Here is a 24,739-nt window from a genome sequence, read left to right on the forward strand (position 1 = left end):
TGAAAACAGCAGCAAAAAACTTTAGTATCGCCGCGTCTTTGGGGAGTAACTTGCCAACTTACAATGTGTAATTGGTTTGTCCGTCAACATAATTGATGCAAAATCATCATGGCGTTCAAGATCTTATGCTTGCTGCATGCAAGTACAGATTTAGTGAGACCATAGACAACGATCACAACCCGAGGTGGGGAGTGAGAGTTGTCTTGGTTATCAATAATCCCCGCCTCCAAGAGAATATTGTGAGCGTTCTAGCTATATCGATTACCACTGTTGCACTGGCAGAAATCGGTGACAAAACCCAATTATTATCCCTGCTATTAGCCAGTCGATACCGTAAACCTATCCCCATTATTGCTGCTATCTTTTTAGCGACGATATTAAATCATGCTCTTGCAGCCTGGCTCGGCGTTGTTGTGGCTGATTATCTAAGCCCTGAAATCCTCACTTGGGTTGTTGCTATCAGCTTTTTGGCTATGGCTGGCTGGATCCTTATCCCAGATAAACTAGACGAGAACGAAAAAATCTCCAATCGTGGCCCTTTTATTGCCAGCTTTATTGCATTTTTTATTGCCGAAATCGGTGATAAAACCCAAATTGCCACTTCAATTTTAGGGGCTCAATATGCCGATGCCTTATTCATGGTGGTTCTAGGTACAACTATCGGCATGATGTTGGCCAATGTGCCTGTGGTTATCATTGGCAAACTTTCAGCGGATAAACTACCGCTGGATTTGATCCGTAAAGTGACTGCAGTGTTATTCGTACTGCTCGCTATTGGCGCGGTAATGATCTAATCCGCTAAATGATATGGCACAAAAATGGGTAACCAAATACTCGGTTACCCATGACTCTTTTCATCTATCCTCAAGCGCTTTATTCCTAAGTGCTAGCTAGGGCCTAAAAAAACGTGATTCTTGGGATACTTGATTTAATTTAGCTGAAACCACCATGCCTTTAGGAGTAACTTCAGTAATAGAAAACTCGAGATTATCAAAGGACTTTGAAGCATTGTTCGCTTCATCCATAAGCGCTGAACTCTGGCTAACGATTGTATTTGGATTAATGATAACGGTGCGTCTCACCGTTAGCGGATACTCTAACTGCTCGGCAGCACTAATCATCACTAAAGTGTCATTAGGGATCTCAAATTGAGACTGTAAATCATCAGTGGCCTTAACATTAATCCGATAGAAAGCTGCTTGCTGGGTTTTATTCCTAATTTTTAATAGATAGCTATTCTCAGTCACCGTGTCGCTGACTTCACGGTACAGACTTTGACGATCGCGAATCACATTCAGTTGAATATCACTGCGTTGATTTAAGTCCATCACAATCAGTAACAACATAATGATTAACGCACTGGCGTAACCCACCGCTTTAACAGACCATATAGAAGGCTTAGCTTCACCTTTCAACGCATTTTCACTGGTAAAGCTAATAAGGTTTTGTTGGTAACCAAACTTATCCATCGTTTGATTACACGCATCAACACAGGCACCGCAATTGATACACTCATATTGCAAACCATTACGGATATCTATCCCTGTAGGGCAAACATCAACACAAAGGTGGCAATCAACACAATCACCTAAACTTGAGCCACCGAAACTTAAGACATCTAAAGTTGCATCAGTTTTAATATCAACAATATTGCTTACAGGTGGTTTATCAGTCTTCTTTAAACGTTTGCGTGGGCCGCGATTTTCACCGCGAGCAGCATCGTAGCTTACTGTTTTAGTATTAGAATCAAACATCACGGCTTGAAAGCGTGAATATGGGCAGCAATGTAAGCACATCATTTCGCGCATCCAGCCCGCATTAATATAGGTACATATGGCGAAAAACCACACCCACACTCCGGTCCAAAAGCCACTACTCAAAGTGAAGATGTCTAAATACAGCTCTCTTGCAGGCATAAAGTAGCCCATGAAACCACAACCTGTTACCAATGCCGTTAACATCCACAGACTGTGCTTGGTGAATCTTTTGCGCACTTTAACAATAGATAAGGGCGCTTTATCTAAAGCTGACCGATGATGATGGCTGCCTTCAATTTTAGCCTCTATCCACATAAACATCGCAGTCCATGCGGTTTGCGGACAAAGAAATCCACACCAGACTCGCCCCCAATAAACGGTAATGAAAAATAATGCAAAGGCCGCTGCCATGAAAAACCATGCCAAAACGGTAAAATCTTGTGGCCATAAGGTGACATCAAAAAAGAAGAATTGCTGCTTGGTGACATCAAACAGTATTGCCTGACGCCCTTGATAATTCATGAATGGCAGTAAAAAGAACATCAAAATAAGCAAGCTATTGCTGCTTTTCCGAATACGTTGAAATAGACCTTTTTGTTCTCGCACATGTATTTTATCTAAGTGGCTTTTATTACCATAAATATTAACAATGGGGATTGATTGACTTGCGGTAGTGACAGCACGAGATACAGGCTCAGACATATGCTTATTCCTAAATTCAAAATACCCTTAGGAATAGCAAGACATACGCCAACACTGAATTGTGGTTAACCTACTGATTAATAATACTAAAATTCACAATAACAATAAATAAAGTCACGATATATCACTTTTTAGCGATATATCGTGACTTATGATGATATGAATGATCTCGGCTTTTGAAACACAAGAAACTGTGATTATGTTCTTAGCACTCATCTGGAAATAAGCAGTTTCTTCATTCTCGATCTAAGTGTACTAGGTGGCAAACCTAGTAAAGTTGCAGCTCCATTAGCACCAGATATCCGCCATTGAGTTTTTACTAATACTTCGCGAATATGCGCCGCCTCCGCCTGTGCTAGCGTCATAACATGTTTCGGCTGTACGTTAGCAGTATGTGCATTTTGTAGAGTAAGACTATTAAAATCCAAGGTGTTGTTTTGTGTAAGAATAATCTCGCGCTCAATTAAGTTCTGCAATTCCCTGACATTACCCGGCCAAGCATAATGCTGTAATTTTTTGAATCCTTTAGCACTCACTTTAGTGATTTTCTTACCCAGCTTTTGGCTTAATGAGCCAACCAGATCGCTAACCAATTCAGCTAAATCTTCACTGCGATCACGCAGTGGCGGTACTAAAATAGGAAATACATTCAAGCGGTAATAGAGATCCATTCGAAACAAACCCAGCTCCACTCTAGCTTGCAGATCATGATGAGTTGCTGCGATTAGCCGAATATTGACCTTAATGGATTCACTGCTGCCTACACGCTCAAAGGTTTGCTCTTGAATCACGCGTAATAGTTTTGATTGAGCTGCAAGACTTAACTCAGCTATTTCATCCAGAAATAAAGTGCCGTTATGTGCCAGCTCAAAACGGCCTTTGCGGCGACTTGTGGCGCCAGTAAAGGCGCCTTTTTCATGACCAAACAGTTCACTTTCCAAAATAGAGGCCGAAAATGCAGCACAATTAACGCTGACCATAGGCTGGTCTTTACGATGACTTAATTGATGAAGACTACGTGCCACCAGCTCTTTACCTGTGCCATTTTCACCACAAATTAGCACCGTACTATCAGTATTGGCCACCAAACTAATTTGTTGTGTCAGGTGCTTAATAGCCTGACTACTTCCTGATAAACCAGTAGCCCCCTGCTTACCTTGAAGTTCAGTGAGTAAATATTGATTCTCTGATGCTAAGCGCTCAGAAAGCGCCTGCACTTGTGCCAAAGCCTCTCGTAATGAACTTTCGGTATGCTTTTGAATACTGACATCACGAAATATCGCGATAACCCCAATCAACACTCCATGGTCATATACCGGAGTCGAGCTGTAATAAACCGGAAAGCAGCTACCGTCTTTGCGCCAAAACACGTCTTCACTGACTTGTCTTGCTACCCCATCGTGCAAAGTACGATATATCGGGCAATCTTCTCGAGGATAATGGCGACCATCTGCATGACTATGGTGATGACAATCATGAATATTATTACCAATCAATTCTTCACTTTTCCAGCCGGTCATTTTCTCGGCTGCAGGATTGATAAAAACGGCATTACCATCGAGGTCAAAGCCATACACTCCCTCAGTTATAGCCGAAAGTAATAAGGTGTTTTCTGGTAAAAAATGACTGCTTTTTATATCAGAACTTACATTCGGGCTAATACTCGATCTGGCACTAGAGCTAATATTTGAGCTGGTACTGGAGCTAGGGCTAACACTTACATGAGCATGAGCACTGACATTAACGGAGTGGGGTTTATTCATAATAAGCGCGATACCAACAATATCGTAAAGAGTAGTAGTAATTATAACCAAGTCACGACATTTCGCGACCACTACTTATCATTCGCGAAGTTTTGTTATAACAGACGATTCATAACAAAGAATTTATCAGTCAATTTCTCATTAATGTCGATTTATATCTATTAAACACTGGAGATATCGCACTGTGAAATGAGCTTAAATGCGCAAACGTCTCAGGTTCACCATTTTTTAGCTGAGTTTTATCGTCCATAAGCACTGTTCTTGCTACAATAAGTCATCAGTATTGTGAGTTACTTTCAATGACAGCAGCTATTTCAGCACGATTCAAACTAGGGTTATTCATCGCTATCGGTTTAATCTGCTTAACGCCTTTTATCTCTTCTCCTATCGCTTTGCTCATGGGGTTCACACTTGCCAGCCTTGGCATGGTGCCAAATAACATTGATTTAAATAAGCTCACCAAACAATTGCTGGCCTATTCAATCGTCGGCCTAGGCTTTGGGATTAACTTACCTGAAGCGATTGCGGCCAGTAGCAATAACCTAGGGTTAATCGTTGGCTCTATCTTTTTCACGCTGATTCTGGGTTATGGCTTAACGCGATTATTGAAACTAGAACAAAAGACCGGTCACTTGATCAGTTGTGGTACTGCTATCTGCGGAGGTAGCGCTATCGCGGCAGTAGCGCCTGCGATTAATGCTAAGAACGATCAAATTGCGGTGTCATTGGCATGTATATTTTTACTCAATTCAGCGGCATTATTTTTATTTCCCACCATTGGGCATGCGTTATCACTTAGCCAATATGATTTTGGTGTTTGGAGTGCAATTGCTATTCACGATACTTCATCTGTGGTTGGCGCCGCATCAGCTTATGGTGATGAAGCTCTTAAAACCGCGACCACCATTAAACTCGCCAGAGCACTTTGGATAATTCCTATCGCGTTATTGAGTGCGGTCGCTTTTGGCGGTGATAAATCAAAAATATCTATCCCGTATTTTATTGGCTTTTATTGTATCGCCATATTAATCGCCTACTTCATTCCACAAGGACAAGCCGTTTATGAGGTGCTGTTTAGCGTATCTAAGCAGTTGCTTATCGTGTGTTTATTTTTAATTGGCGCTGGTATCACGGTCAGTAAAATGCGTGCTAATGGCCCAAAACCATTATTGTTAGGTATTCTATTATGGCTGGCGATTGGGAGTACTTCACTGGGGTATATCTTACTAACAGGAAGTTAAGTTGAATTTCTGAAAGGCTTTTGAGTACATGGCAGAACGAACTATCTGTAACAGGAAAAACTCTCGTTAAAAGTCTTGTTGATTGAAGTCTGCATGTTTTTTCTGATGCTGCTCTTGTTGGATATCAGGCTTAGCGAGCGCTAAAGCAATTAAACCACCAAAGGCAAACAGCTCAATAACCGCGCGCGTTAAGCCAATTGTCTGCACAGAGGCAACAATAGCAATAATACATAAGCAAACAATCGCGCTTGCTTTAAACATTTTTGAGCTTAACAACGCCAACATAATAATGAGATAACGACCTTTTAATTTCTACCAAGATCATTATCGGAATTGTTAGCTTAAGCCGCCAATATCAATTTTTACTATGTTATTCAGATTAAGTTATTTAATTAAAGGTTATTCTGCGCTGATTGATTGTCTTTTTTCACACTCGAAGCCATTATCCAGTGACTAGCAATTGAAAATACGCAATAAGCGCTAAAGTAATAAAAGCCCATTTCAAACTTTGCTGTGGTCGTCAGTAGTTCGCCCATACCAGCAGACGCATTACCTGCCATATAAACAATGATTAACGCCACCACAAATACATCTGCCATCGACCACTTACCTATAGCACCTATAAATGTCATTAACCCACGTTGAAAAGGCTTAAATATTGGCAGATTGACCATCAACATTGTAAGTAACTTAATCGCTGGGAAAACGATACTGAATAAACCCACTAATGCGGCCACCAAGATATTATTAGATTGGTATAGCTCATTGACGGTATCAACAATACTGCGGGTTTTATAAAAGACTTCGACTTCACCCTCAATGCTATCAAAGCCAAACATACTTACTGCCATATCCAGCATACTGCGCGCATTGTCTCGCGAACTTTCTGAGAGGCTTTCAGTGAACATGGTTACACCCGCTTCAACCAGCTCTGATTTTTCAATCGAGCCTTCAATCGTCAAAATGGGCTGAGTCACACCAGGGATTAATAGCGCAAGTGAAATAAGAATCACCATAATGCTAAGAAGTGACTTCATCTAAAACTCCGAGATAAAAATAGTTAAGGTAGGCAATAAAGAATATATTAACAATTATTATGGTTTTTCAATAAGTTGATTTGAAACTTCATTAAAAAGCCATAACGACTTATGCCTAGCTATTATTAAGTAATAAGTAGGTAAGTAATTAATAAAAAGGGCTTGGATCTACTGCTAATGAGCGGGGAGAAATACCACGATCAATATTAAGATCTGATTTACGCAAGTCGACGAAAGTAATTTCTGTATAACGTTTATGCTTTTGCGAATAGAAACATTTAACCACTGGGTTTAACGCATCTCTTCCTTTGGATTCCCACACAATACCTACACGCTCATCAGATAGTTGCACCAATGAACCAACCGGATATATACCAACACAACGTATAAATTCGTATACCAGTGTTTGGTCGAGGTGAAATGGGGTTAAACTCATTAGGATTTTAAAGGCCGCAGCTGGGCTCATAGCTTCTTTATAGCAACGTGTAGCAGTGAGCGCATCGAAAATATCAACGATACAGCTCATACGACCATGCAAAGGTATTTCATCGCCTTTTAAACCATTAGGGTAGCCATTACCATCAAGTTTCTCATGGTGCATTAAACACACATCTTTACTGATCTGAGATAGTCCCTCAGTTTCGTTCATAATTGCTTTAGCATGAACTTGATGCATTTTGATTTCTTCAAACTCTTCAGGAGTTAACCTGCCAGGCTTGTGTAAGATTTTATTATCAATCTGAATCTTACCAATATCATGTAAAATACCGCCCACTGCCATTTCTTTTAACAGTGCTTTATCTAAATCTAAATGTTTGCCAAAAGTCACCAATAAAAAAGCAACGTTTACTGAGTGTTCCAGTAAGTAGGCATCTTTAGTTCTCAGAGCTGAAACACATTTAAGCGCATCTGCATCACCCATAACCGACTCAATCATTTTATCAGCAATGTCTTCAAACGGAGCGACTTCAACAGCCTTGCCTTCATAAGTTTCAGACAATACCTTTCTAACTAATGATTTCGCTTCACTAAGAATTTTTTTTGCTTGAGCTTGCTTGTTCTCGCGATTATTGGTGGCTTTTCTTACCAGCGGCTTACTGGCATCGATATCTGGATTAACTTTCTTCTTTAAACCGCAACCATCAGAAGAGCGCTCAACATCTACCCACACAGCTTTAATTCCAGCATTGGCTATTTTGAGGATAGAGTCTTTATGTTTAATTTGACCAGCATTACTGATAGCAACTTTGCTATCCTTACGATCGATAGCCACCACAAACATACCTAAACCTAATCGGCTCACAGGTATGCGAATAATATCTTTTGACTCAGGTAATGCAGTCATTAATGAGGGGCTCTCCTAATAAACAGGGCTACATTTGTTATCATGCTAAATGACATGTAAATTAACAGGCATTATTTTATACTTTTTTATAAAAATTACCTAAATAAATATAACCTGTTCTAACTCCAAGTAAAGCAAGGATAACCTACAGCAAAACAGTGTATAAAATGACTAAATTTGATTATATTAGCAATTCAGATCACAGCATTAACGGCTTAAGATTGACAGTTTTTGAACCCTTAACTAACTTAAGGCATAATTAATAATCTCACTATGCACTTCTTAATTCTCACTATTTAAGATCATAACCTTGGAGTTGACCTTGTCTGGCCACATTTTTTTTGAGCACTTTAACGAGTTAATCAAAAAGCTACATGCGATGAAATTGGCACACGCCAATGAGCCTGTGGTACAAATTTCTGTGGAAGCCAAATCAATTCCATTACTTTCTTGGCTAGGTGCGCAAACTCAATACCCTCGTATATATTGGCATGGTCGTGATAAACAAGAAGAAGTAGCAGCAGTAGGTGCTTGTAAAGACTTTAAACAAGAACAGGAAATCGATGACGAATTGCTATCATCTATTTATCAATCCCAACGCGGAAAAAGCAGCAATCAAGATATTCGTTATTACGGCGGAGTCGCATTTGATCGAACTGTTGAGTGCTGGCCTGATTTTGGACGCACACGCTTTGTACTGCCAAGAATAGAACTACGTCGTCATGGCAATATTGTCAGAATATTGGTTAATCTCAGTTTTGAGAATACATCTGTGGTTGAGGAATGCGATGCTGCGATTGAGGCAATCAATCAGTTAAAACCAGCTAAACCATTATCTCCACCCAATAAACTACCGCTAATGGGACGCAGTGATTTACCCACTTATCAGCGCTGGAAAGAACTCGTTGAACAAGTTACTCACCCTAAATTTAATGCTGCCACTCCGAAAGTGGTGTTGTCTCGTCAAACTCAATTAGAAATAAATGATGTCGTTGACCCTTGGACAGTATTAGCCTGCTGGCAAGGACGTAACCCCAATAGTTTTCAATTTGGGTTTCAATTTAGTCCTGAACGCACCTTTATTTCCTGTTCTCCTGAGCGATTGTATTTGCGCCGTCAAAAAGAGCTATTTACAGAAGCGCTCGCAGGGACAACTGTCCGTGGTTTAAATCAGGAAGAAGATGACTTTTTAGCAAATCAATTACTTGAAGATGCTAAAAACAGTAATGAAAACCAATTAGTTAGACAGCAAATTGTCGATGTGTTAACGCCACTAAGTCATTACGTCGGTGCTGATGAGTCCGCTAAGATTTTTAAATTAACCCATATACAACATTTACATCGCTCGATTCGGGCGGAGCTAAAAGCCGGGGTCAATGACTTTCAATTACTACAAGGTTTACACCCAACGCCAGCGGTAGGTGGGTTACCTAGAGAGTCGGCTCTGAATTTTATTCGTCAACGTGAAGGCTATAATCGTGGTTGGTATGCTGGAGCCTGTGGCTACTTAAATAAGTATGAGAGTGAGTTTTCGGTGGCTATTCGAAGTGCACTCATTGAACCTGGGCGTATTAACCTCTTTGCTGGAGCGGGCATTGTTGCTGGTTCAGATCCTCTTGAAGAATGGCAAGAATTAGAAAATAAACTCACCACTATTTTATCTATTCTGGTTGAACTCTAAGTTTAAGTTTAAGTCTAACGCTGACTTCTACATCCTCGATGTTTCCTGCTTGAAAAATAAAATAACATCAATTAATCACCCAAGCACAATCCATTTTTAGTCACATTTATCTTAATTGAACACTCTTGCTAGTTGCATCTTATTTTTTGCTCACTATAATGCGTCCTCCTTGGCGTAACTGACGCAGTTCAATAAATAGATTGAACCAGCAATGGCTACAATATAAGTCAGCTAGAATAATATAACCGAACACGCCAAGTACATTCATATACGGGTTCCCTCACCCCGTCTAACCCAATAAAAAAGGCCACAATATGTTAATGCTATCTCAGGCGCAATGTCGCCGAGCGCTGATGTTTTTAGTCAGTTTTCACATCATTATTATTTGCGCGAGTAATTACTTAGTGCAACTCCCTTTCCAAATTTTTGGTTATCACACCACTTGGGGTGCTTTTAGCTTTCCATTTGTGTATCTAGCTACCGATCTCACCGTTAGAATATTTGGCCAACAAGCTGCCCGTAGTATCATTTTTAAAGCTATGCTACCTGCTCTTGTCATCTCTTATGTCATGGGAGTTGTCTTTCACCAAGGACTTTTCCAAGGAGCTGAATCACTTACCGAATGGAATCAGTTTGTGTTCCGTATTGCATTTGCCAGCTTTGTGGCTTATTTGATCGGCCAATTAATGGATATTACTGTTTTTGCAAAAATGCGAAAGGCTAAGGCGTGGTGGATAGCACCTGCAGCTTCTACTTTATTTGGTAATTTAGTCGATACGATCGTGTTCTTCAGTGTGGCCTTTTATGCATCTTCAGACGAATTTATGGCAGCTCACTGGCCTGAAATTGCTACAGTAGATTATGCCTTTAAACTCATTGTGAGTTTAGGTCTGTTTCTTCCTGCTTACGGTGTACTGCTGAAAATATTGACTGATAGATTAGTCAGTACTGAATCGCAAAAGACCTCTGAAGCAGTTTGATAGTAGCGATATCATCATAATCCCTGCCGATCTTTGTCATAATGTTGAAACAACGCCGCACAACAACTGGTACGATGAGTTATAATGCTGCGGTATTTTTACTGTATCTATCTTTATTTCAGGAAGGCCTGTTATTCAAAGTGATACGGCCAGACCAAAAGTAATTGCTATCATGCTAAATATCCAAATTGTCGCTCACACAGAACTCACCTCTGATGTCGCAAATAAAATTGCCTTAATAAGCTCACGCATCCATGAACTCGATCGCGCACAAACAATCGAATCATTGCAAGATAGAATAGGCAATAACCCTTGTTTACTGCTTATCGCATACGTTGAAGGTGAATTAGCTGGATTTAAAATAGGTTATCAACTGAACGATGACTGTTTTTACAGCTGGCTTGGTGGTGTGGATGCTGACTTTAGAAAATTAGGATTAGCTCAATCAATGCTAGAGCATCAAGAGAAGTGGGCCACAGGTCAAGGATATCTGCGTCTTGAAGTTAAAACGCGCAATGAATTTAAAGCAATGCTAAATATGCTTGTAGCAAACCATTATCAAATCACAAAAATTGAAACAGCTGCTATAATTTCTCGCAACAAGCTGTTTTTACAAAAAATTATAAATTAAAATTTGACCTTGCTCTATACAACATCAGTGTAATGACAAGGTTAAAACCGTAAAGCCTCTGTAAATTTATAAATAATTTTGCAATCAACTTGCAAATAGAAATGATAATGATTATTATTCGTTTGCGTTCCAAAGCTCAGTAATCATTAATAGCTTCATCTCCTATTAATCCCCTCTGAGTATGCAAGCACGACATTGCTCACACACTCTTAGTGGCCAGGCTCATCACCTGGCTTTTTTTTGCCTTAAATTTATCATTTACCTTCCCACTATCCATCACTCTTCTTCAATTTATCATTGAAACAACTACTGCAACTAAAAGCGGTAACATTACTTTAAAAGGCTCACTTTTGATCTGTAATATGTATTGTTGATAGCAAAAGTGAAGGATAACTCTTTATGAAGAATTTTCTGATGAGCTTGCATTCAGTCTTGATAGAACCTAATGATTATGTTTAAAAAGACACGACCACATAAGGAGTCCCAAACGAGATGTTAAGCAATGTGGCGTTGTAAATGGTTTGTAAACAGTAACAGAAAAGGAATATTAAACTTGCAAACGATAATGAGAATGATTACTATTTATGTGCGTTCCAAAACTCAGTAATCATTAATAGCTTCATCTCCTATTAATCCCCTCTGAGTATGCAAGCACGACATTGCTCACACACTCCTAGTAGTCATCTAGTGGCCAGGCTCATCACCTGGCTTTTTTTTGCCCGAATTTTCATCACTCTATAACTCAATTCAAGCACGACATTGTTCATACTCTCCTAGTAGTCATCTAGTGTCCAGACTCATCACCTGACTTTTTTTACCCAAATATTCATGCGCTCCATAACTCAATTCAAGCACGACATTGTTCACACTCTTCTAGTAGTCATCTAGTGTCCAGGCTCATCACCTGACTTTTTTTACCCAAATATTCATGCGCTCCATAACTCAATTCAAGCACGACATTGTTCATACACTTCTAATGATTTAGTAACCAGCCTCATCACCTGACTTTCTGTCTAAAACTCAGCTTTGATGATTAACCTCATCCTCCACAGCCCCAAAATGCAGACCATCATAAGGGTTGTTTTCTTGCTCTTCTTTCGCCTTATGATAAACGCCAATAGTAAATACTGTTCCCTTACCTAATGTAGACTTCACTTCAATGGTGCCACCAATACGCTTGATAATGCCGTAACTGAGCGATAAGCCTAAACCGGTACCGTCTTTACGGGTGGTATAAAAAGGATCGAAAATACGGCTTAGACGCTCAGGCTTAATCCCAATACCTTCATCTTCAACTTCCAATTTAACGCCGATGACTTCGCCATTTTCAATCCAGTCATTGGCTCTTATCCAAATCCGACCTTTGCTTTCAATTGCGTGCGCCGCATTGACAACTAAATTAATTAAAACCTGTAAGATTTGTGGTCGATTAACTTGCACAGCGCATTCGGTATTGATCTCTTTAATGAGTTCAACTTCTTGCTTTTGAATCGAATGCCTCACCAGCACCAGCACTTCCTCAATAATCGACTGTATCTGGTGCATCTCAAGCGGCGCATTAAACTCGCCTGGGCGACTGTACTGTAACAGACTACGAATAATGGTACTGATACGACCTACTTGCTGAATAACTAGCTCAATCTCTTCTTCAACCACTGATGCATTGTTGCCCAACTCGTACTTCATTAATTCCATATTGCCAAGAATAACCGCTGTTGGGTTATTAATCTCATGGGCGATACCCGCAGTTAATTCCCCCAATGCAGTGAGCTTTTCATTGGTGACTAATTGCTGACGAGTTTCATTTAATAGCGCAACATTTCGCTGTAACTCTTCGGTTTTGTCTTGCAAGCTTCGTGTACGTTGCTCTACTTTTACCTCAAGTTGTTCGGCCGCTATTTGAATTTGATTATTACGTCGCTGGAGTAAATCGAGCATGTGATCAAATTGTTCAGCCAGGTTAGACAGCTCGTTATCACGATCTAAACCCAGCTCGCCAATACGTAAGTCACGTCCTGACTGCACAGCTTTAACCACATGATGAATACGTTCAATGGGTTCAAGTAAGCTGTTAGCGCCGCGATAAACTAAGAAACCTGACACCAACAGCACTAACATTAAGATAGTACCGAGTTCGAGAATGTTTAGAATGTAAGTATGAATAAAGGGGGCTTCAGAAAAGCCTGCGTAAATCATCCCTATACGCTTACCTCTGATGTCTTCGAGTGGAGAGTATCCCGAGATAAACCAATCATTTAATACAAAAGCACGGTCAACCCAAGGGATCCCTTCAACCAATACTTTCTGTCGTACATCTTCAGACACTAGCGTCCCTAATGCTCTAGGTTCTGTGCCAATGTAGTTGGAAAACAAGTTCATCGGTACATTGGTGCTAATACGGGCATTATCTAAAAAAATGGTGACTGTACCAATAGACCGTTCAGGTAAAGTGCCTTTGTCATATACCAAATCACGAATATGATCGACTATAACGGTATCGCGATTAAATAAAATGGCGCCATCAAGATACCAACTAGCATGACCATTTTCATCCAAAATTGGTAATAAACTGCGGCTTAACATACCCCGAGTTTCTTCGAGCTTTTTAGGCTCCTGTGCCCTCAATGTCGCCGAAATTGGGATTCGAGCCACGCCAGCTAAACTAGGATCTAGTCTGTCTAGGCGTTTTGCTGACAGCACCATTAATCCTGATAATGCTTCCTGGTTTTGTATTTTAGGCAACATCAGCCGCAAGTCAGGATCTGCAGCAGCTTGTTCAACTTTTATCAGTCTAAGAATATCAAGCTGGAGGATTTGTTTTTGTTGCTCAAGATAGGCATTAATATCTGCTAACTGCGCTTTATTGCCTTGTTTTATTTCCTTAAACGCATTTTGAAAACCCCATGATTGACTCACATTTAACAACTGGATTTCTTGTTGCTTTTGCACTTGTTCAAGAGTATTGGTTGCTACAGTTAAATCCGCTTTCACTTTCATGAACAATTGCTTACCGGTATAACTGATATTCCAGTAAATCGTAATAAAAACTAAACTGATTAGGGTCAGTAAAATGGGCAGCAAGGTCAAAATTAAAATGCGATAACGCACCTTGGCCTGCATCTGCTGCCAACTTACTCCAAACATTTGTCGAAAGACTGACACAATTAATCTTCCTTATTCGGTTCAGAATCAAACCATTCTTTATATTTACGATCTAAGGTCTTACGCGACACACCTAAGTCCCTAGCTGCTGCAGATTTATTACCACTGTTAGCATCCACAACACTCATTACATGCTGCTTTTCTACTTCTTTCAATGGCCAGCTTAATGGATAACCTGACTGAGTAATAACCTCTGGTACTATAGATTTTTTCCAATATTCCGCCGGAGGCTTGCCGAGTAAAATACAGCGTTCAATCATATTACGTAGTTCACGAATATTCCCCGGCCATTCATGTTGTTGCAGCACTTGTAAGTCTTCATGGCTCCAAACCACTTCCTTAACTCCTAGCTCACGAGCCAATTGCCAAGTAAAGTGATGGGTGAGTTCAATCACATCTTCAGGGCGAGTTCGTAATGGTGGGATTAAAATATTAAGCACATTTAGGCGATAATATAAGTCACTTCTGAAATTCCCCGAGGCCACTTCATCTGATAATAAACGGTTTGTCGCTGCAACCACGCGGACATCAATGGCGACCTCTTTTTCACTGCCTACAGGTCTAATCGATTTTTGCTCGAGCACCCGCAATAGTGCAGTTTGCATTTTCATTGGCATTTCACCAATTTCATCTAAGAAGATGGTTCCGCCAGTAGCAAAGTGAAATAAACCTTCACGTGCGCCCTTTGCGCCCGTAAATGCCCCTGCTGTGTGTCCAAATAGCTCACTGCCTAATAACTCTGGAGCAATGGCGCCACAGTTAACCGGAACAAACGGCCCAGTTCGGCCACTAAGTTGGTGAAGTTGCCTGGCCACCAGCTCTTTACCTGTGCCTGATTCACCTTCAATCAATACCACTGCGTTTGTTGGGGCAACACGTTCAATAACTTGTTTAACTTCCAACATCGAATCACTGTTGCCAATCATAGTGGTTGAGTGACCACTTGAAAGCTCACGGCGCAGCATAAAGTTTTCACGCTTTAATAAACGTCTTTCGATGCAGCGATCAACCGATGTCATCATTTGCTCTAAATGAAACGGCTTCATAATGAAATCCGAAGCCCCTGCTCTGAGCGCTTTAATGGCGACATCCATATCGGCATAACCCGTCATAAAGATAATATCTGAACGACGCTCCTGCTCATTAAGTGCTTCATGCCATTCGATACCAGAGCGATCAGGTAGGCGAATATCGACAATAAGTAAATCAAAATGACCTCGGCTACGAAGTTTTTCAGCCTCTGCAATAGTTGAAGCGGTTTCCACTAAAGCGAACTTCTTGGACAAAGCTTTCCGAAGGAAACTACGCATTCCGGGTTCATCGTCCACAATCAATACCGAAACAGCAGTAGGTAACGGTTTAGTGTTGGGTTCATTAGCGTTCATAAGGCTTCCACTTTGGACATTTTGACTACATTTAAGGTTATCGTATCACTAAAAACTGATAGAAGGGTCAGTTTGCCCTACAGATTTAGCGCTCTGGGACAATATGTCTTAAAAACCATAATTTGGCATGAGATGTAGATCACAGTTTTAATTTTTGCCGTGAACAACATTTAAAAAGAGCCTTTGGCACACTACTTGCTTTTACTAAATGTAACGAACACAACAAGGTTCGAGAGATATTTTTTTAAGCCAAAAAATCACAACTGTATTTTTGGCTATTTTCCATTTCAAGGAGTAAGAATGTTTAATTTAAAATCAGGCCTGACTACAGTCTTAAGTGTCGCTTTATTAAGTAGCACAATGATGAGTGCCACTGTCAATGCCGCAGAAGTTATCAAATTAGCCACCACAACAAGTACTGATAACTCAGGTCTTCTGCGCGCTATATTACCGACATTTGAAGCAGAGTCTGGTTATCAAGTACAAGTTATCGCTACTGGAACAGGCAAAGCATTAAAGCTTGCTCGTCAAGGAGATGTAGATGTAGTCATGACTCACGCTCCTGCAGCTGAAGCCAAATTCGTTAACGAAGGTTATGGCACAACACCACGCGGCATTATGGAAAATGACTTTGTCGTTTTAGGCCCTAAAGCTGATCCGGCTAAAATGTCAGGTAGTAAAGATGTCGTCGAAGCGTTCAAAAAAATAGCAACAACAGAGAACACTTTCATCTCTCGTGGTGATAATTCTGGCACCAACATGAAAGAGCTCGCAATTTGGAAACAAGCTTCTGTAACGCCAGATTTTTCAGGCTATACTTCAATTGGTCAAGGTATGGGTAAGACTTTACTGATGGCAAATGAGAAACAAGCTTACACTCTTACCGATCGTGGTACGTTTGTTGCTTATAAAGCTAAATTAGATTTAACCATTACGTTTGAAGGTGGCGAGCAATTAGCAAACCCTTATCAAATCATGTTAATTAACGCAGAAAAATACCCTGATTTAAATCATCAAGGCGCAAAAGCATTGAGCGATTGGTTTATTAGCCCTAAAGCTCAACAGATGATTAATGACTTCAAAGTGCAGGGAGAGCAATTGTTTAAGGCAACATATAATTAATGAATGAAGGCTGGTTAGCCCTACTGCAGCAAGCATTTAGCTTGCTGCTTTCTTTAGACCCAGATGTGTGGTCTATCATAAGTGTATCTTTTTCCGTTTCTTTTGCGGCATTGCTCATCACATTGATCCCTTCAATCGTGTTGGGCTTTTTGCTGGCCTCTTATCAATTCCCTGGACGCTGGTTTGTCACTAATATCGTACAAACATTGCAATCTATTCCTACCGTCGTTATTGGCTTACTCGCTTATTTATTATTAACTCGAAATGGTCCTATGGGTGATTTACGTTGGTTATTTACCCAACAGGGAATGATATTGGGTCAGATGATGATTTGCGCCCCCGTACTCATCGCATTATCTCAAGCCGCTTTTAGCAGTATTGACCGCCGCGCTTGGGAAACCGCACGAACATTAGGTGCATCATGGCAACGTGCTATTTGGACTGTTTGCCGTGAACTTCGAGTGCCGCTTTTATTAGCCATTATTGCCTCATTTAGCCGAATATTGACTGAAGTGGGTTGTTCAATGATGGTCGGTGGCAACATTCTTCACCACACTCGAAATATTCCTACCGCTATTGCATTAGAAACCAGTAAAGGTGACTTTGCCCAGGCGATTGCCTTAGGGCTGGTTCTGCTGATTTTAGCCATTGTGATTAACTTTGCCGTTGGCTCACTGCGTGGCAAAGCGATGCCAAGGAGCCAATAGCCATGGTAAAAATCACTGCGAACAATATCCAAATAAAATTTAAACAACGTGAATTATTCCATTTTGATGAACTGGTATTTTCAGAAGGCGATATCATTTATCTGCAAGGCGATAACGGTAGCGGTAAATCAACTCTAATGAAGCTACTCGCAGGCATTGTAAAGCCAAGTTCAGGTAAGGTTGACTTCAGCGGGTTTGAGCCGGCTAAGTGGTGGCAACCTAGCACCTTATTTGGCAAAGCCATCTACCTTCATCAACATGCTTACCTTTTTGATGGTAATGTGGATTACAATTTACGTTATGCTCTGCCTAAAGGTAAATATAGCGCCGCAGAACAGCGGGCTCGCATTCAGCAAGCAATAGAAATGGCTCAACTAGGTTCATTACTAAAAAGTAATGCTACAGACTTATCGGGTGGTGAACGCCAACGATTGGCATTAGCAAGAGCATGGATCACCCAACCTAAGCTATTGATGTTAGATGAACCCATATCTAATATGGATAAACAATCACAAAAGCTTGTTCTAGCCATGATAAACCAGCTTAAGCAAGAAGGCGCCGGACTGATTATCAGTAGCCACCAAACATGCGGCTTAACGGCTTTATGCCAAAAACATTGGCATATAGCGGAACAAAAAGTCGTTGCTAGCAACCATATTCCCAAGTTTGAACAAGCACAGGAGCTTCAGTATGTCAGTGCAAATTGATGCCGTGATTCTCGCCGGCGGTATGGCAAGAAGAATGGGCGGGATTGATAAAGGGCTTGTTGAATTAAACAACAAACCGATGATCAGCCACACCATTGAACGTGTGAAACCACAAGTTAATCGCATTATTATTAACGCCAACAGAAACCAGCAGCAATATGCCGACCTAGGCTATGAAGTCATTAGTGACCAGGAAACTGGTTATTTAGGCCCATTAGCTGGCATGGTCACCGCTATGGCAAACACTGAAGCTGATTTTTTGCTCGTTGTGCCTTGTGATAGCCCAATGTTACCGATGGATTTGTGTGAGCGTTTATATGCTTCGTTGAAAGAAGCCAATGCTGATGTTGCTGTCGCCAGTGATGGTGAATACGATCAACCTGTGGTGATGCTATTAAAACCTAAATTAAAACAATCGATGCAAGAATTTTTAGACGCTGGTGATCGCAAGATCTTCTTGTGGTACGCGCAGCATGAACACGTCATCACCAGTTTTGCTGATCAACCTAATGCATTCGTTAATGTGAATACACTTGAACAAAAACTTGTCATCGAAAATGCCAAGTAAGCTGTGGCAACACAGTAACAAGCCAACAATGAGGTCTTTATGAGTATACCGTTTTCCAATCCGCTGAGTATTCCTGTTCTTGGATTCTGTGCCTATAGCGGCACCGGTAAAACCACCTTGTTAAAACAACTTATTCCCGAATTAAATCGTCGTGGATTACGTTTAGCGGTGATCAAACACGCGCACCACAATTTTGATGTCGATATTCCAGGTAAAGACAGCTACGAAATGCGCAAAGCAGGTGCTAAGCAAATGCTGGTTGCCTCTCATGTTCGCTGGGCATTAATGACTGAGGATGCTGTCGAAGGCGATCCTCAATTACCACATTTACTACAACAGATTGAAACGGACAAAGTTGATATCGTATTAGTGGAAGGCTTTAAAAAACTACAGCTTCCTAAAATCGAACTTCACCGCGCAGCTCATGGTAAACCACTGATCCATACCCACGATGAGAACATTGTCGCTATAGCTTGTTGTGACGATACTCAAACTCCAGCAGAATTGACCCGTTTAGACTTAAATAACGTGGCTCAAATTGCCGATTTTGTTATTGAATACAGTCAAAAATGGCAAGCGCCGGAAGTTGTATTACCGATCCCAACCGTTGCGACACCAGTAAGCGATGAGCAGAAATTCTTATCTGTTGCCCAAGGTTTAGAGCAACTCATGGAAATCGTTAATCCAATTACTGACCATGAAAATATCACGATAGATGAAGCTGCTAATCGCGTACTCGCAAGTAATGCGATTTCGCCAGTGAACGTGCCACAACAAACCAATTCAGCAATGGATGGTTATGCTTTTGCTTATAGCACCGATAACAGTCCTGGTAACCCAGCTGCGCCATTAAAGTTAATGGGTGAAGTCCTCGCGGGACATGAATATCCAGAGACATTAAACCCTGGCGAAGCAGTTCGTATTATGACAGGCGCAACAGTGCCAACGGGTGCTGACACTGTAGAAGCACGTGAATTAGTGATTGAGCAAGATGGCCAGGTTCAATTGCAAGGTAAAGTCGATGCAGGTCAGCATGTGAGATTGGCGGGTGAAGATATTGCTAAGGATGCTTTAGCATTAGCAAAAGGCCACCGCTTACAAGCAGCAGAGCAAGGCTTATTAGCCTCATTAGGATTAGCATCTGCAGACGTGGTTAAACAACCCGTTATCGCAGTGTTCTCAACAGGCGATGAAGTTAGCCAACCCGGTGAGCCATTAAAAGCTAACTGCATTTATGACTCAAACCGCTACACCATTAAGTCAATGGCGCAAAAGTTAGGTTGTAAGGTTATTGATCTAGGCATTATTGAAGACAGCGAAGCTTCATTAACTGCAGCCTTGCAACAAGCCAGTGTCGATGCTGATATTGTTATTAGTTCTGGTGGAGTTTCGGTCGGAAATGCTGACTACATCAAAACAGTTTTAGCTAAAATAGGTAAAATAAACTTCTGGCGCATCAATATGCGTCCAGGCAGACCATTAGCATTTGGCCAAGTAAACGACAGTTTATTTTTCGGGTTACCGGGTAATCCTGTGGCAGTAATGGTGTCATTTTTACAATTTGTACAACCTGCAATTAGAAAACTGGCGGGCGAGAATAATTGGCAGCCACGATATTTACCTGCAATAACTGATAGCACCCTAAAAAGCCGCACAGGCCGTACCGAGTTTGTACGTGGTGTTTACCAGTTAAGCAATGATGGACGGTTACATGTGACCTCAACTGGGGCACAGGGTTCAGGGATGTTGAACTCCATGGTTAAGGCAAATTGTCTGATCGTTATCGGTGAAGCCGAAGACGCAGTCATGCCTGGCCAGCAAGTCTACATTCAGCCTTTTGCTGAACTGTTATAACTATTAATCAGTATAACTAACCATAAGATGTGCTAATTCATGAGTTTAATCGTCGACAGTTTTAATCGAAAAGTAGAATACTTACGTTTATCGGTCACTGACCGTTGTGATTTTCGCTGTGTTTATTGCATGAGCGAAGATCCAAGCTTTTTACCGAGACAACAAGTGTTAACCCTAGAAGAATTGGCATGGATAGCACAGGCCTTTACTGAACTAGGGGTAAAGAAAATTCGCTTAACAGGCGGTGAACCCTTAGTTAGAACCGATTGTGAAAAGTTAATTGAGCTTTTAGGTAAACTGCCAGGTTTAGATGACTTGTCGATGACCACTAACGGCTCACGTTTAAGTAAACTTGCTCAGCCTATGCATGACGCAGGGTTAAAACGACTGAACATCAGTTTAGATACGCTAAACCCTGAATTATTCACCGAAATGACCCGCAACGGTAAAGTAGAGCGTGTTATTGCAGGTATCGATGCCGCTAAAGCGGCTGGTTTTAAGCATATAAAAATCAATGCGGTGATTTTACGTGGTAAAAACGATCATGAAATTATCGATTTAATTGATTTTTGTCGTGAGCGTGAACTGGATATCGCCTTTATTGAAGAAATGCCTTTAGGGGTTATCGATGAGCGTAAACGCAGTCGTCATTGCTCTAGTGAAGAAGTAAGAGGTCTTATTGAAGCCCGCTACCCTTTACTGCCATCAAGTAAACGTACTGGTGGCCCAGCTCGATATTTCAAAATGGCCGATAGTGACATCCATATTGGTTTTATCTCGCCTCACAGTAATAACTTCTGCCATGAATGTAACCGCGTCAGAGTGACTGTTGAAGGTCGATTATTACTGTGTTTAGGCAATGAAAATTCTATCGATCTAAAAGCGATTGTGAGAGCACATCCTGGCAATATTGATAAGTTAAAAGAAGCGATTCTTGACGGCATTCAACATAAACCTAAAGAGCATTACTTTGGTACTGATGATGACGTACAGATACTACGGTTTATGAACTCAACGGGTGGTTAAACACTCTATCACTTATTTCAAGCGCTCCTTTCAAGTACATCCTCTTCATGACTAGCTTTAGTTGATAACCATCAAGCGTTAACATCTAAGGCTAGCTTTGATATACACTAAGACTAACAGTCACTATTGCGTTAGTTTATGGCCTTATCTCGAAAAAAATGGAATAACATCCTTATCATTGCCTGTGTTTTCATGGTGGCAGTGCTGACTTTTATCGATTCCAAAACCAATAAAATGCCCGATGATGCGCAAGCATTATTTGACCAAGCTAATCAACTGACCCAATTACAACTTGATAATATCTGGCTCAATAAGGGCAATAGCGGTTGGGTTTGCTCTGATCAGGTATTAAATTGCATTGAATTAGCAAAAGCTTGGGAGCAGCTATCAATATCTCCTACCAGCGTTAATGATGCAGAGCAACAGCAACTGCCCACGCCACAAACGTTAATTATTGCCATCAATAACGCCGTTGATGGCCAGCAATGGCAGTACTATCCTGAATCAGGTTTACTACTATCAGCATCAAAAAACTGGTATCAAATCCCACCCAGCCTACGCGCCGAACTCAAACCTATTGTGGCGAGCCAAACACTTAAAGAGTAGAGAATCTTATGCCTGAATTACCTGAAGTTGAAGTGACTCGCCAAGGAATATCACCGTTTTTAGTCGATCAAACCGTCAGCGATCTCGTGATTCGAAATGGCTCGTTACGTTGGCCAGTGCCTGATGTTTGCCGCAATATCATCGGCCAAACCATTCGAAACGTCCGTCGCCGTGCAAAATACTTACTGATTGATACCGATGCAGGTATCACCATTGTCCATTTGGGCATGTCAGGTAGCTTACGCATTTTACCTGCCAATACTCCGGTAGAGAAGCATGACCACATTGATTTAGCGCTAGAGAGTGGCCGAATCCTTAGATTCAATGACCCTAGACGCTTTGGTGCATGGTTATGGTATGAATTACCCGAAGAAGCACACCCATTACTATCAAAACTGGGCCCTGAGCCACTGTGTGAAGACTTTAATCCAGTGCAACTACACAATGCCCTAGCCAATAAGAAAAAAGCCATCAAACTGTGTTTAATGGATAATCATATTGTGGTGGGTGTTGGGAATATTTATGCCAATGAAGCCTTGTTTGCAGCAGGTATTCACCCACAGGCAGCGGCGGGAAAAATTGATATTGAGCGTTTGACGATTCTAGTCTCAGAAGTGAAACAAATTTTAGCTCAAGCCATCAAGCAAGGCGGCACAACTTTAAAAGATTTTACCAATGCTGATGGCAAACCCGGTTACTTCGCCCAGAAGCTGCATGTTTATGGCCGCGGCGGCGAAAACTGTACTGAATGCGGTAATCTGTTAAGTGAAATACGTTTAGGCCAGCGCACCACGGTATTTTGTGGCTTATGCCAGACGTAAAATTGAAACCTAACTGATTCAAAAAGAAAAAGCCTCGATAATGACTATCGAGGCTTTTGGTTTAAATCTTTTCATTAAGCGTTAGTTGATTAAAACTTATACTCATATCGAGTATATAAAGTGCCATCAACATCACTGTCTTCAACTTCAAATTCTGATTGCGACACACTGCCACCAAAGGTCATCATGCCACTTAATAACGGCATTCTGTATGACAACTCCAGCATTAATAAATCTTCTTTAGGCGGTTGTGGAGCCCAGCCATGACCTGGGCTTTCGCCATCTTTATTTAGCTGTGCATACCGTAAAATAGAGGTAAATGCATGACTATTTGAGAACTGCCCCACTAACCCTAATGCATAAACCTGTGCATCACTGTCATAGGTACTGCCTAATGCGCGGCCATAGTTACGTGAACCACTTTTATAGGTACTGTGCTCATAAAAACAGTTGAATTTGGTTGGGTCTTCACCGCAGTAAACCATGGTATCAGTGTATTCAAAAAACAGCTTGTATTGCTGTGAAGCAAAACTAAATCGAGTATCTACCCCATACATTTTGCCGCAATCGACGATTTCCCAAGGTTGGCCTTTAGAGTCTTCACAGGTACGTTCAAGGAAAAGTCCGACCGGAACATCCCAAAACGTCTCAGAATAGCGAACATCAAAGCCGGCCATTTGGTTACCATAATTAGTGCAGCCGCCTCCGATATCGTTACGACAGTCGCGTTGCCCAGTTATCGATTTCCAAGCACTATCTAAATCACATTCTTGACCTTCACCACAGAATTGAACCGTCCACGATAGTCCTATTTCTAATTGTCTTATAGGCTTAATCGAACCACGTAAATTCCACAATAACGCATGAGGCGCATAGCGGTCCTCATCCATCATGCTAACACCACCGGTTAAGTTCCACGCCCCTAACCAGGAAAGCCAAGGTGTTTCAAATGCTTCAGCATTATTACGGCTCACCATCAATGAAGGCATAGGTCTGGCATTATTGGATTTATGTAATGACGAATCAAATCCAGGCCCCCACCACTGCTCAAAAGTACCAGCAGTAATAATCCAGTTTCCTAGCACCATTGCCATATAGGAGTCATCAAAACGAAATTCTTTATCATCTTGTGGATCATAATTGGCTGATGCTGAAACTTTATAAGCAAAACGTTCACCCGTATATTCATGAGATGCTGTTAACTCACCTTTTTCACGGTAATCAGAACCAAAATGCTGAAATCTGGCTTCGTCAGTGGCAGCTGTCGCAGTCACACTGGTGCTCCCTCTATTATCAACCGCATTTTGATAATAGAAATTTACTCGCGCAAAGGCATCCACTTGTGCAGGCGTCATTAAGGACGGTTCTGCTTTTTTTAAATCATTACCAATACCTGACCACATTAACGGGAACGTATTGATAGGTACCGTTATAACACCGGCATCAGCCAATGCTTGAATATCTGCTCGCAAGTAAATATCTGAGGTATCAACCCAAGGTGCAGCCGATAGAGAAGAGCTCAAACATAAGCCACCTAAACCAAGCCCAATAACAAGCTTTGAAAATGCGTATTTTTTAAATATAGACTGGGATATTTTCATTTTTGGCTTATGATTTGATTGCGTTGATAACATCATGGGTAAA

The 24,739-nt window shown here is 41.1% G+C and carries 21 protein-coding genes; 13 read left to right on the plus strand and 8 right to left on the minus strand.

Going from position 1 to position 24,739, the window contains the following annotated elements:
- Positions 1-239 precede the first annotated feature (239 nt).
- The gene (locus FPK91_RS13010; RefSeq protein ID WP_144211652.1) at positions 240-794 is read left to right on the plus strand and encodes a TMEM165/GDT1 family protein; all 555 of its coding nucleotides are present in this window, start codon (positions 240-242) and stop codon (positions 792-794) included.
- Positions 795-890: 96 nt separating this feature from the next.
- Here the strand turns inward: FPK91_RS13010 and ccoG are convergent, their stop codons facing one another.
- Together ccoG and FPK91_RS13020 are read right to left on the minus strand one after the other, a co-directional pair.
- Positions 891-2,459 (minus strand): cytochrome c oxidase accessory protein CcoG, encoded by a 1,569-nt coding sequence (ccoG, locus tag FPK91_RS13015; RefSeq protein WP_144211653.1) that lies wholly within the window; start codon positions 2,457-2,459, stop codon positions 891-893.
- A gap of 212 nt (positions 2,460-2,671) precedes the next feature.
- The gene (locus tag FPK91_RS13020) at positions 2,672-4,222 is read right to left on the minus strand and encodes a sigma-54 interaction domain-containing protein (protein ID WP_144211654.1); all 1,551 of its coding nucleotides are present in this window, start codon (positions 4,220-4,222) and stop codon (positions 2,672-2,674) included.
- 299 nt (positions 4,223-4,521) lie between these two features.
- Between FPK91_RS13020 and FPK91_RS13025 the strand changes: the two genes are divergently transcribed.
- The gene (locus tag FPK91_RS13025; RefSeq protein WP_144211655.1) at positions 4,522-5,463 is read left to right on the plus strand and encodes a YeiH family protein; all 942 of its coding nucleotides are present in this window, start codon (positions 4,522-4,524) and stop codon (positions 5,461-5,463) included.
- Positions 5,464-5,529: 66 nt separating this feature from the next.
- On the opposite strand, the gene FPK91_RS13030 is transcribed toward FPK91_RS13025, so the two are convergent.
- The 3 genes from FPK91_RS13030 to FPK91_RS13040 all read right to left on the minus strand — a co-directional run bounded on the left by FPK91_RS13030 (position 5,530) and on the right by FPK91_RS13040 (position 7,845).
- Entirely contained in the window at positions 5,530-5,724 is a 195-nt protein-coding gene (locus FPK91_RS13030) for a hypothetical protein (protein ID WP_144211656.1), read from the minus strand.
- Positions 5,725-5,855: 131 nt separating this feature from the next.
- On the minus strand, positions 5,856-6,500 hold the full coding sequence (locus FPK91_RS13035) for a paraquat-inducible protein A (RefSeq protein ID WP_144211657.1): 645 nt from the start codon (positions 6,498-6,500) through the stop codon (positions 5,856-5,858).
- A gap of 148 nt (positions 6,501-6,648) precedes the next feature.
- The gene (locus FPK91_RS13040; RefSeq protein ID WP_144211658.1) at positions 6,649-7,845 is read right to left on the minus strand and encodes an HD-GYP domain-containing protein; all 1,197 of its coding nucleotides are present in this window, start codon (positions 7,843-7,845) and stop codon (positions 6,649-6,651) included.
- Between the two features lie 322 nt (positions 7,846-8,167).
- On the opposite strand from FPK91_RS13040, the gene FPK91_RS13045 reads away from it, so the two are divergent.
- The 3 genes from FPK91_RS13045 (at position 8,168) to FPK91_RS13055 (ending at position 11,137) form a co-directional block, all read left to right on the plus strand.
- Positions 8,168-9,526 carry an isochorismate synthase gene (locus FPK91_RS13045; protein WP_405127311.1) on the plus strand — a complete coding sequence of 453 codons (1,359 nt, stop codon included), beginning with the start codon at positions 8,168-8,170 and terminating at the stop codon, positions 9,524-9,526.
- A gap of 314 nt (positions 9,527-9,840) precedes the next feature.
- Positions 9,841-10,506: a 7-cyano-7-deazaguanine/7-aminomethyl-7-deazaguanine transporter gene (locus FPK91_RS13050; protein WP_144211659.1), complete on the plus strand. Its 666-nt coding sequence runs from the start codon at positions 9,841-9,843 to the stop codon at positions 10,504-10,506.
- A 172-nt stretch (positions 10,507-10,678) separates the two neighbouring features.
- Positions 10,679-11,137 (plus strand): GNAT family N-acetyltransferase, encoded by a 459-nt coding sequence (locus tag FPK91_RS13055; RefSeq protein WP_144211660.1) that lies wholly within the window; start codon positions 10,679-10,681, stop codon positions 11,135-11,137.
- A 1,020-nt stretch (positions 11,138-12,157) separates the two neighbouring features.
- Here the strand turns inward: FPK91_RS13055 and FPK91_RS13060 are convergent.
- The gene (locus tag FPK91_RS13060; RefSeq protein ID WP_144214401.1) at positions 12,158-14,281 is read right to left on the minus strand and encodes a sensor histidine kinase; all 2,124 of its coding nucleotides are present in this window, start codon (positions 14,279-14,281) and stop codon (positions 12,158-12,160) included.
- A gap of 20 nt (positions 14,282-14,301) precedes the next feature.
- Positions 14,302-15,684, minus strand: coding sequence for a sigma-54-dependent transcriptional regulator (locus FPK91_RS13065; protein WP_144211661.1), 1,383 nt, complete (start codon positions 15,682-15,684; stop codon positions 14,302-14,304).
- Positions 15,685-15,984: 300 nt separating this feature from the next.
- Between FPK91_RS13065 and FPK91_RS13070 the strand changes: the two genes are divergently transcribed.
- From FPK91_RS13070 to mutM, 8 genes are all read left to right on the plus strand, one after another.
- Complete coding sequence (locus tag FPK91_RS13070) at positions 15,985-16,806, plus strand: substrate-binding domain-containing protein (RefSeq protein WP_144211662.1); 822 nt, start codon at positions 15,985-15,987, stop codon at positions 16,804-16,806.
- Positions 16,806-17,513, plus strand: coding sequence for an ABC transporter permease (locus FPK91_RS13075; RefSeq protein WP_144211663.1), 708 nt, complete (start codon positions 16,806-16,808; stop codon positions 17,511-17,513). Before FPK91_RS13070 ends, FPK91_RS13075 begins: the two co-directional genes overlap by 1 nt.
- Positions 17,514-17,515: 2 nt before the next feature.
- On the plus strand, positions 17,516-18,220 hold the full coding sequence (locus FPK91_RS13080; RefSeq protein ID WP_456320447.1) for an ABC transporter ATP-binding protein: 705 nt from the start codon (positions 17,516-17,518) through the stop codon (positions 18,218-18,220).
- Positions 18,204-18,788: a molybdenum cofactor guanylyltransferase MobA gene (mobA, locus tag FPK91_RS13085; RefSeq protein WP_144211665.1), complete on the plus strand. Its 585-nt coding sequence runs from the start codon at positions 18,204-18,206 to the stop codon at positions 18,786-18,788. The genes FPK91_RS13080 and mobA overlap by 17 nt, the downstream gene beginning before the upstream one ends.
- A gap of 39 nt (positions 18,789-18,827) precedes the next feature.
- A complete protein-coding gene (locus FPK91_RS13090) occupies positions 18,828-20,642 on the plus strand; it encodes a bifunctional molybdopterin-guanine dinucleotide biosynthesis adaptor protein MobB/molybdopterin molybdotransferase MoeA (protein WP_144211666.1) in 1,815 nt (604 codons plus the stop codon).
- 39 nt (positions 20,643-20,681) lie between these two features.
- The gene (moaA, locus tag FPK91_RS13095; RefSeq protein WP_144211667.1) at positions 20,682-21,668 is read left to right on the plus strand and encodes a GTP 3',8-cyclase MoaA; all 987 of its coding nucleotides are present in this window, start codon (positions 20,682-20,684) and stop codon (positions 21,666-21,668) included.
- A 138-nt stretch (positions 21,669-21,806) separates the two neighbouring features.
- Positions 21,807-22,274 (plus strand): hypothetical protein, encoded by a 468-nt coding sequence (locus tag FPK91_RS13100; RefSeq protein ID WP_144211668.1) that lies wholly within the window; start codon positions 21,807-21,809, stop codon positions 22,272-22,274.
- 8 nt (positions 22,275-22,282) lie between these two features.
- Positions 22,283-23,095 carry a bifunctional DNA-formamidopyrimidine glycosylase/DNA-(apurinic or apyrimidinic site) lyase gene (gene mutM / locus FPK91_RS13105; protein ID WP_144211669.1) on the plus strand — a complete coding sequence of 271 codons (813 nt, stop codon included), beginning with the start codon at positions 22,283-22,285 and terminating at the stop codon, positions 23,093-23,095.
- A gap of 89 nt (positions 23,096-23,184) precedes the next feature.
- Here mutM and FPK91_RS13110 read toward each other — a convergent pair whose 3' ends face one another.
- Entirely contained in the window at positions 23,185-24,732 is a 1,548-nt protein-coding gene (locus FPK91_RS13110) for a capsule assembly Wzi family protein (protein WP_227006569.1), read from the minus strand.
- Positions 24,733-24,739: the final 7 nt, after the last annotated feature.

The organism is Shewanella donghaensis, assembly GCF_007567505.1.
GTDB classification, from domain to species: domain Bacteria; phylum Pseudomonadota; class Gammaproteobacteria; order Enterobacterales; family Shewanellaceae; genus Shewanella; species Shewanella donghaensis.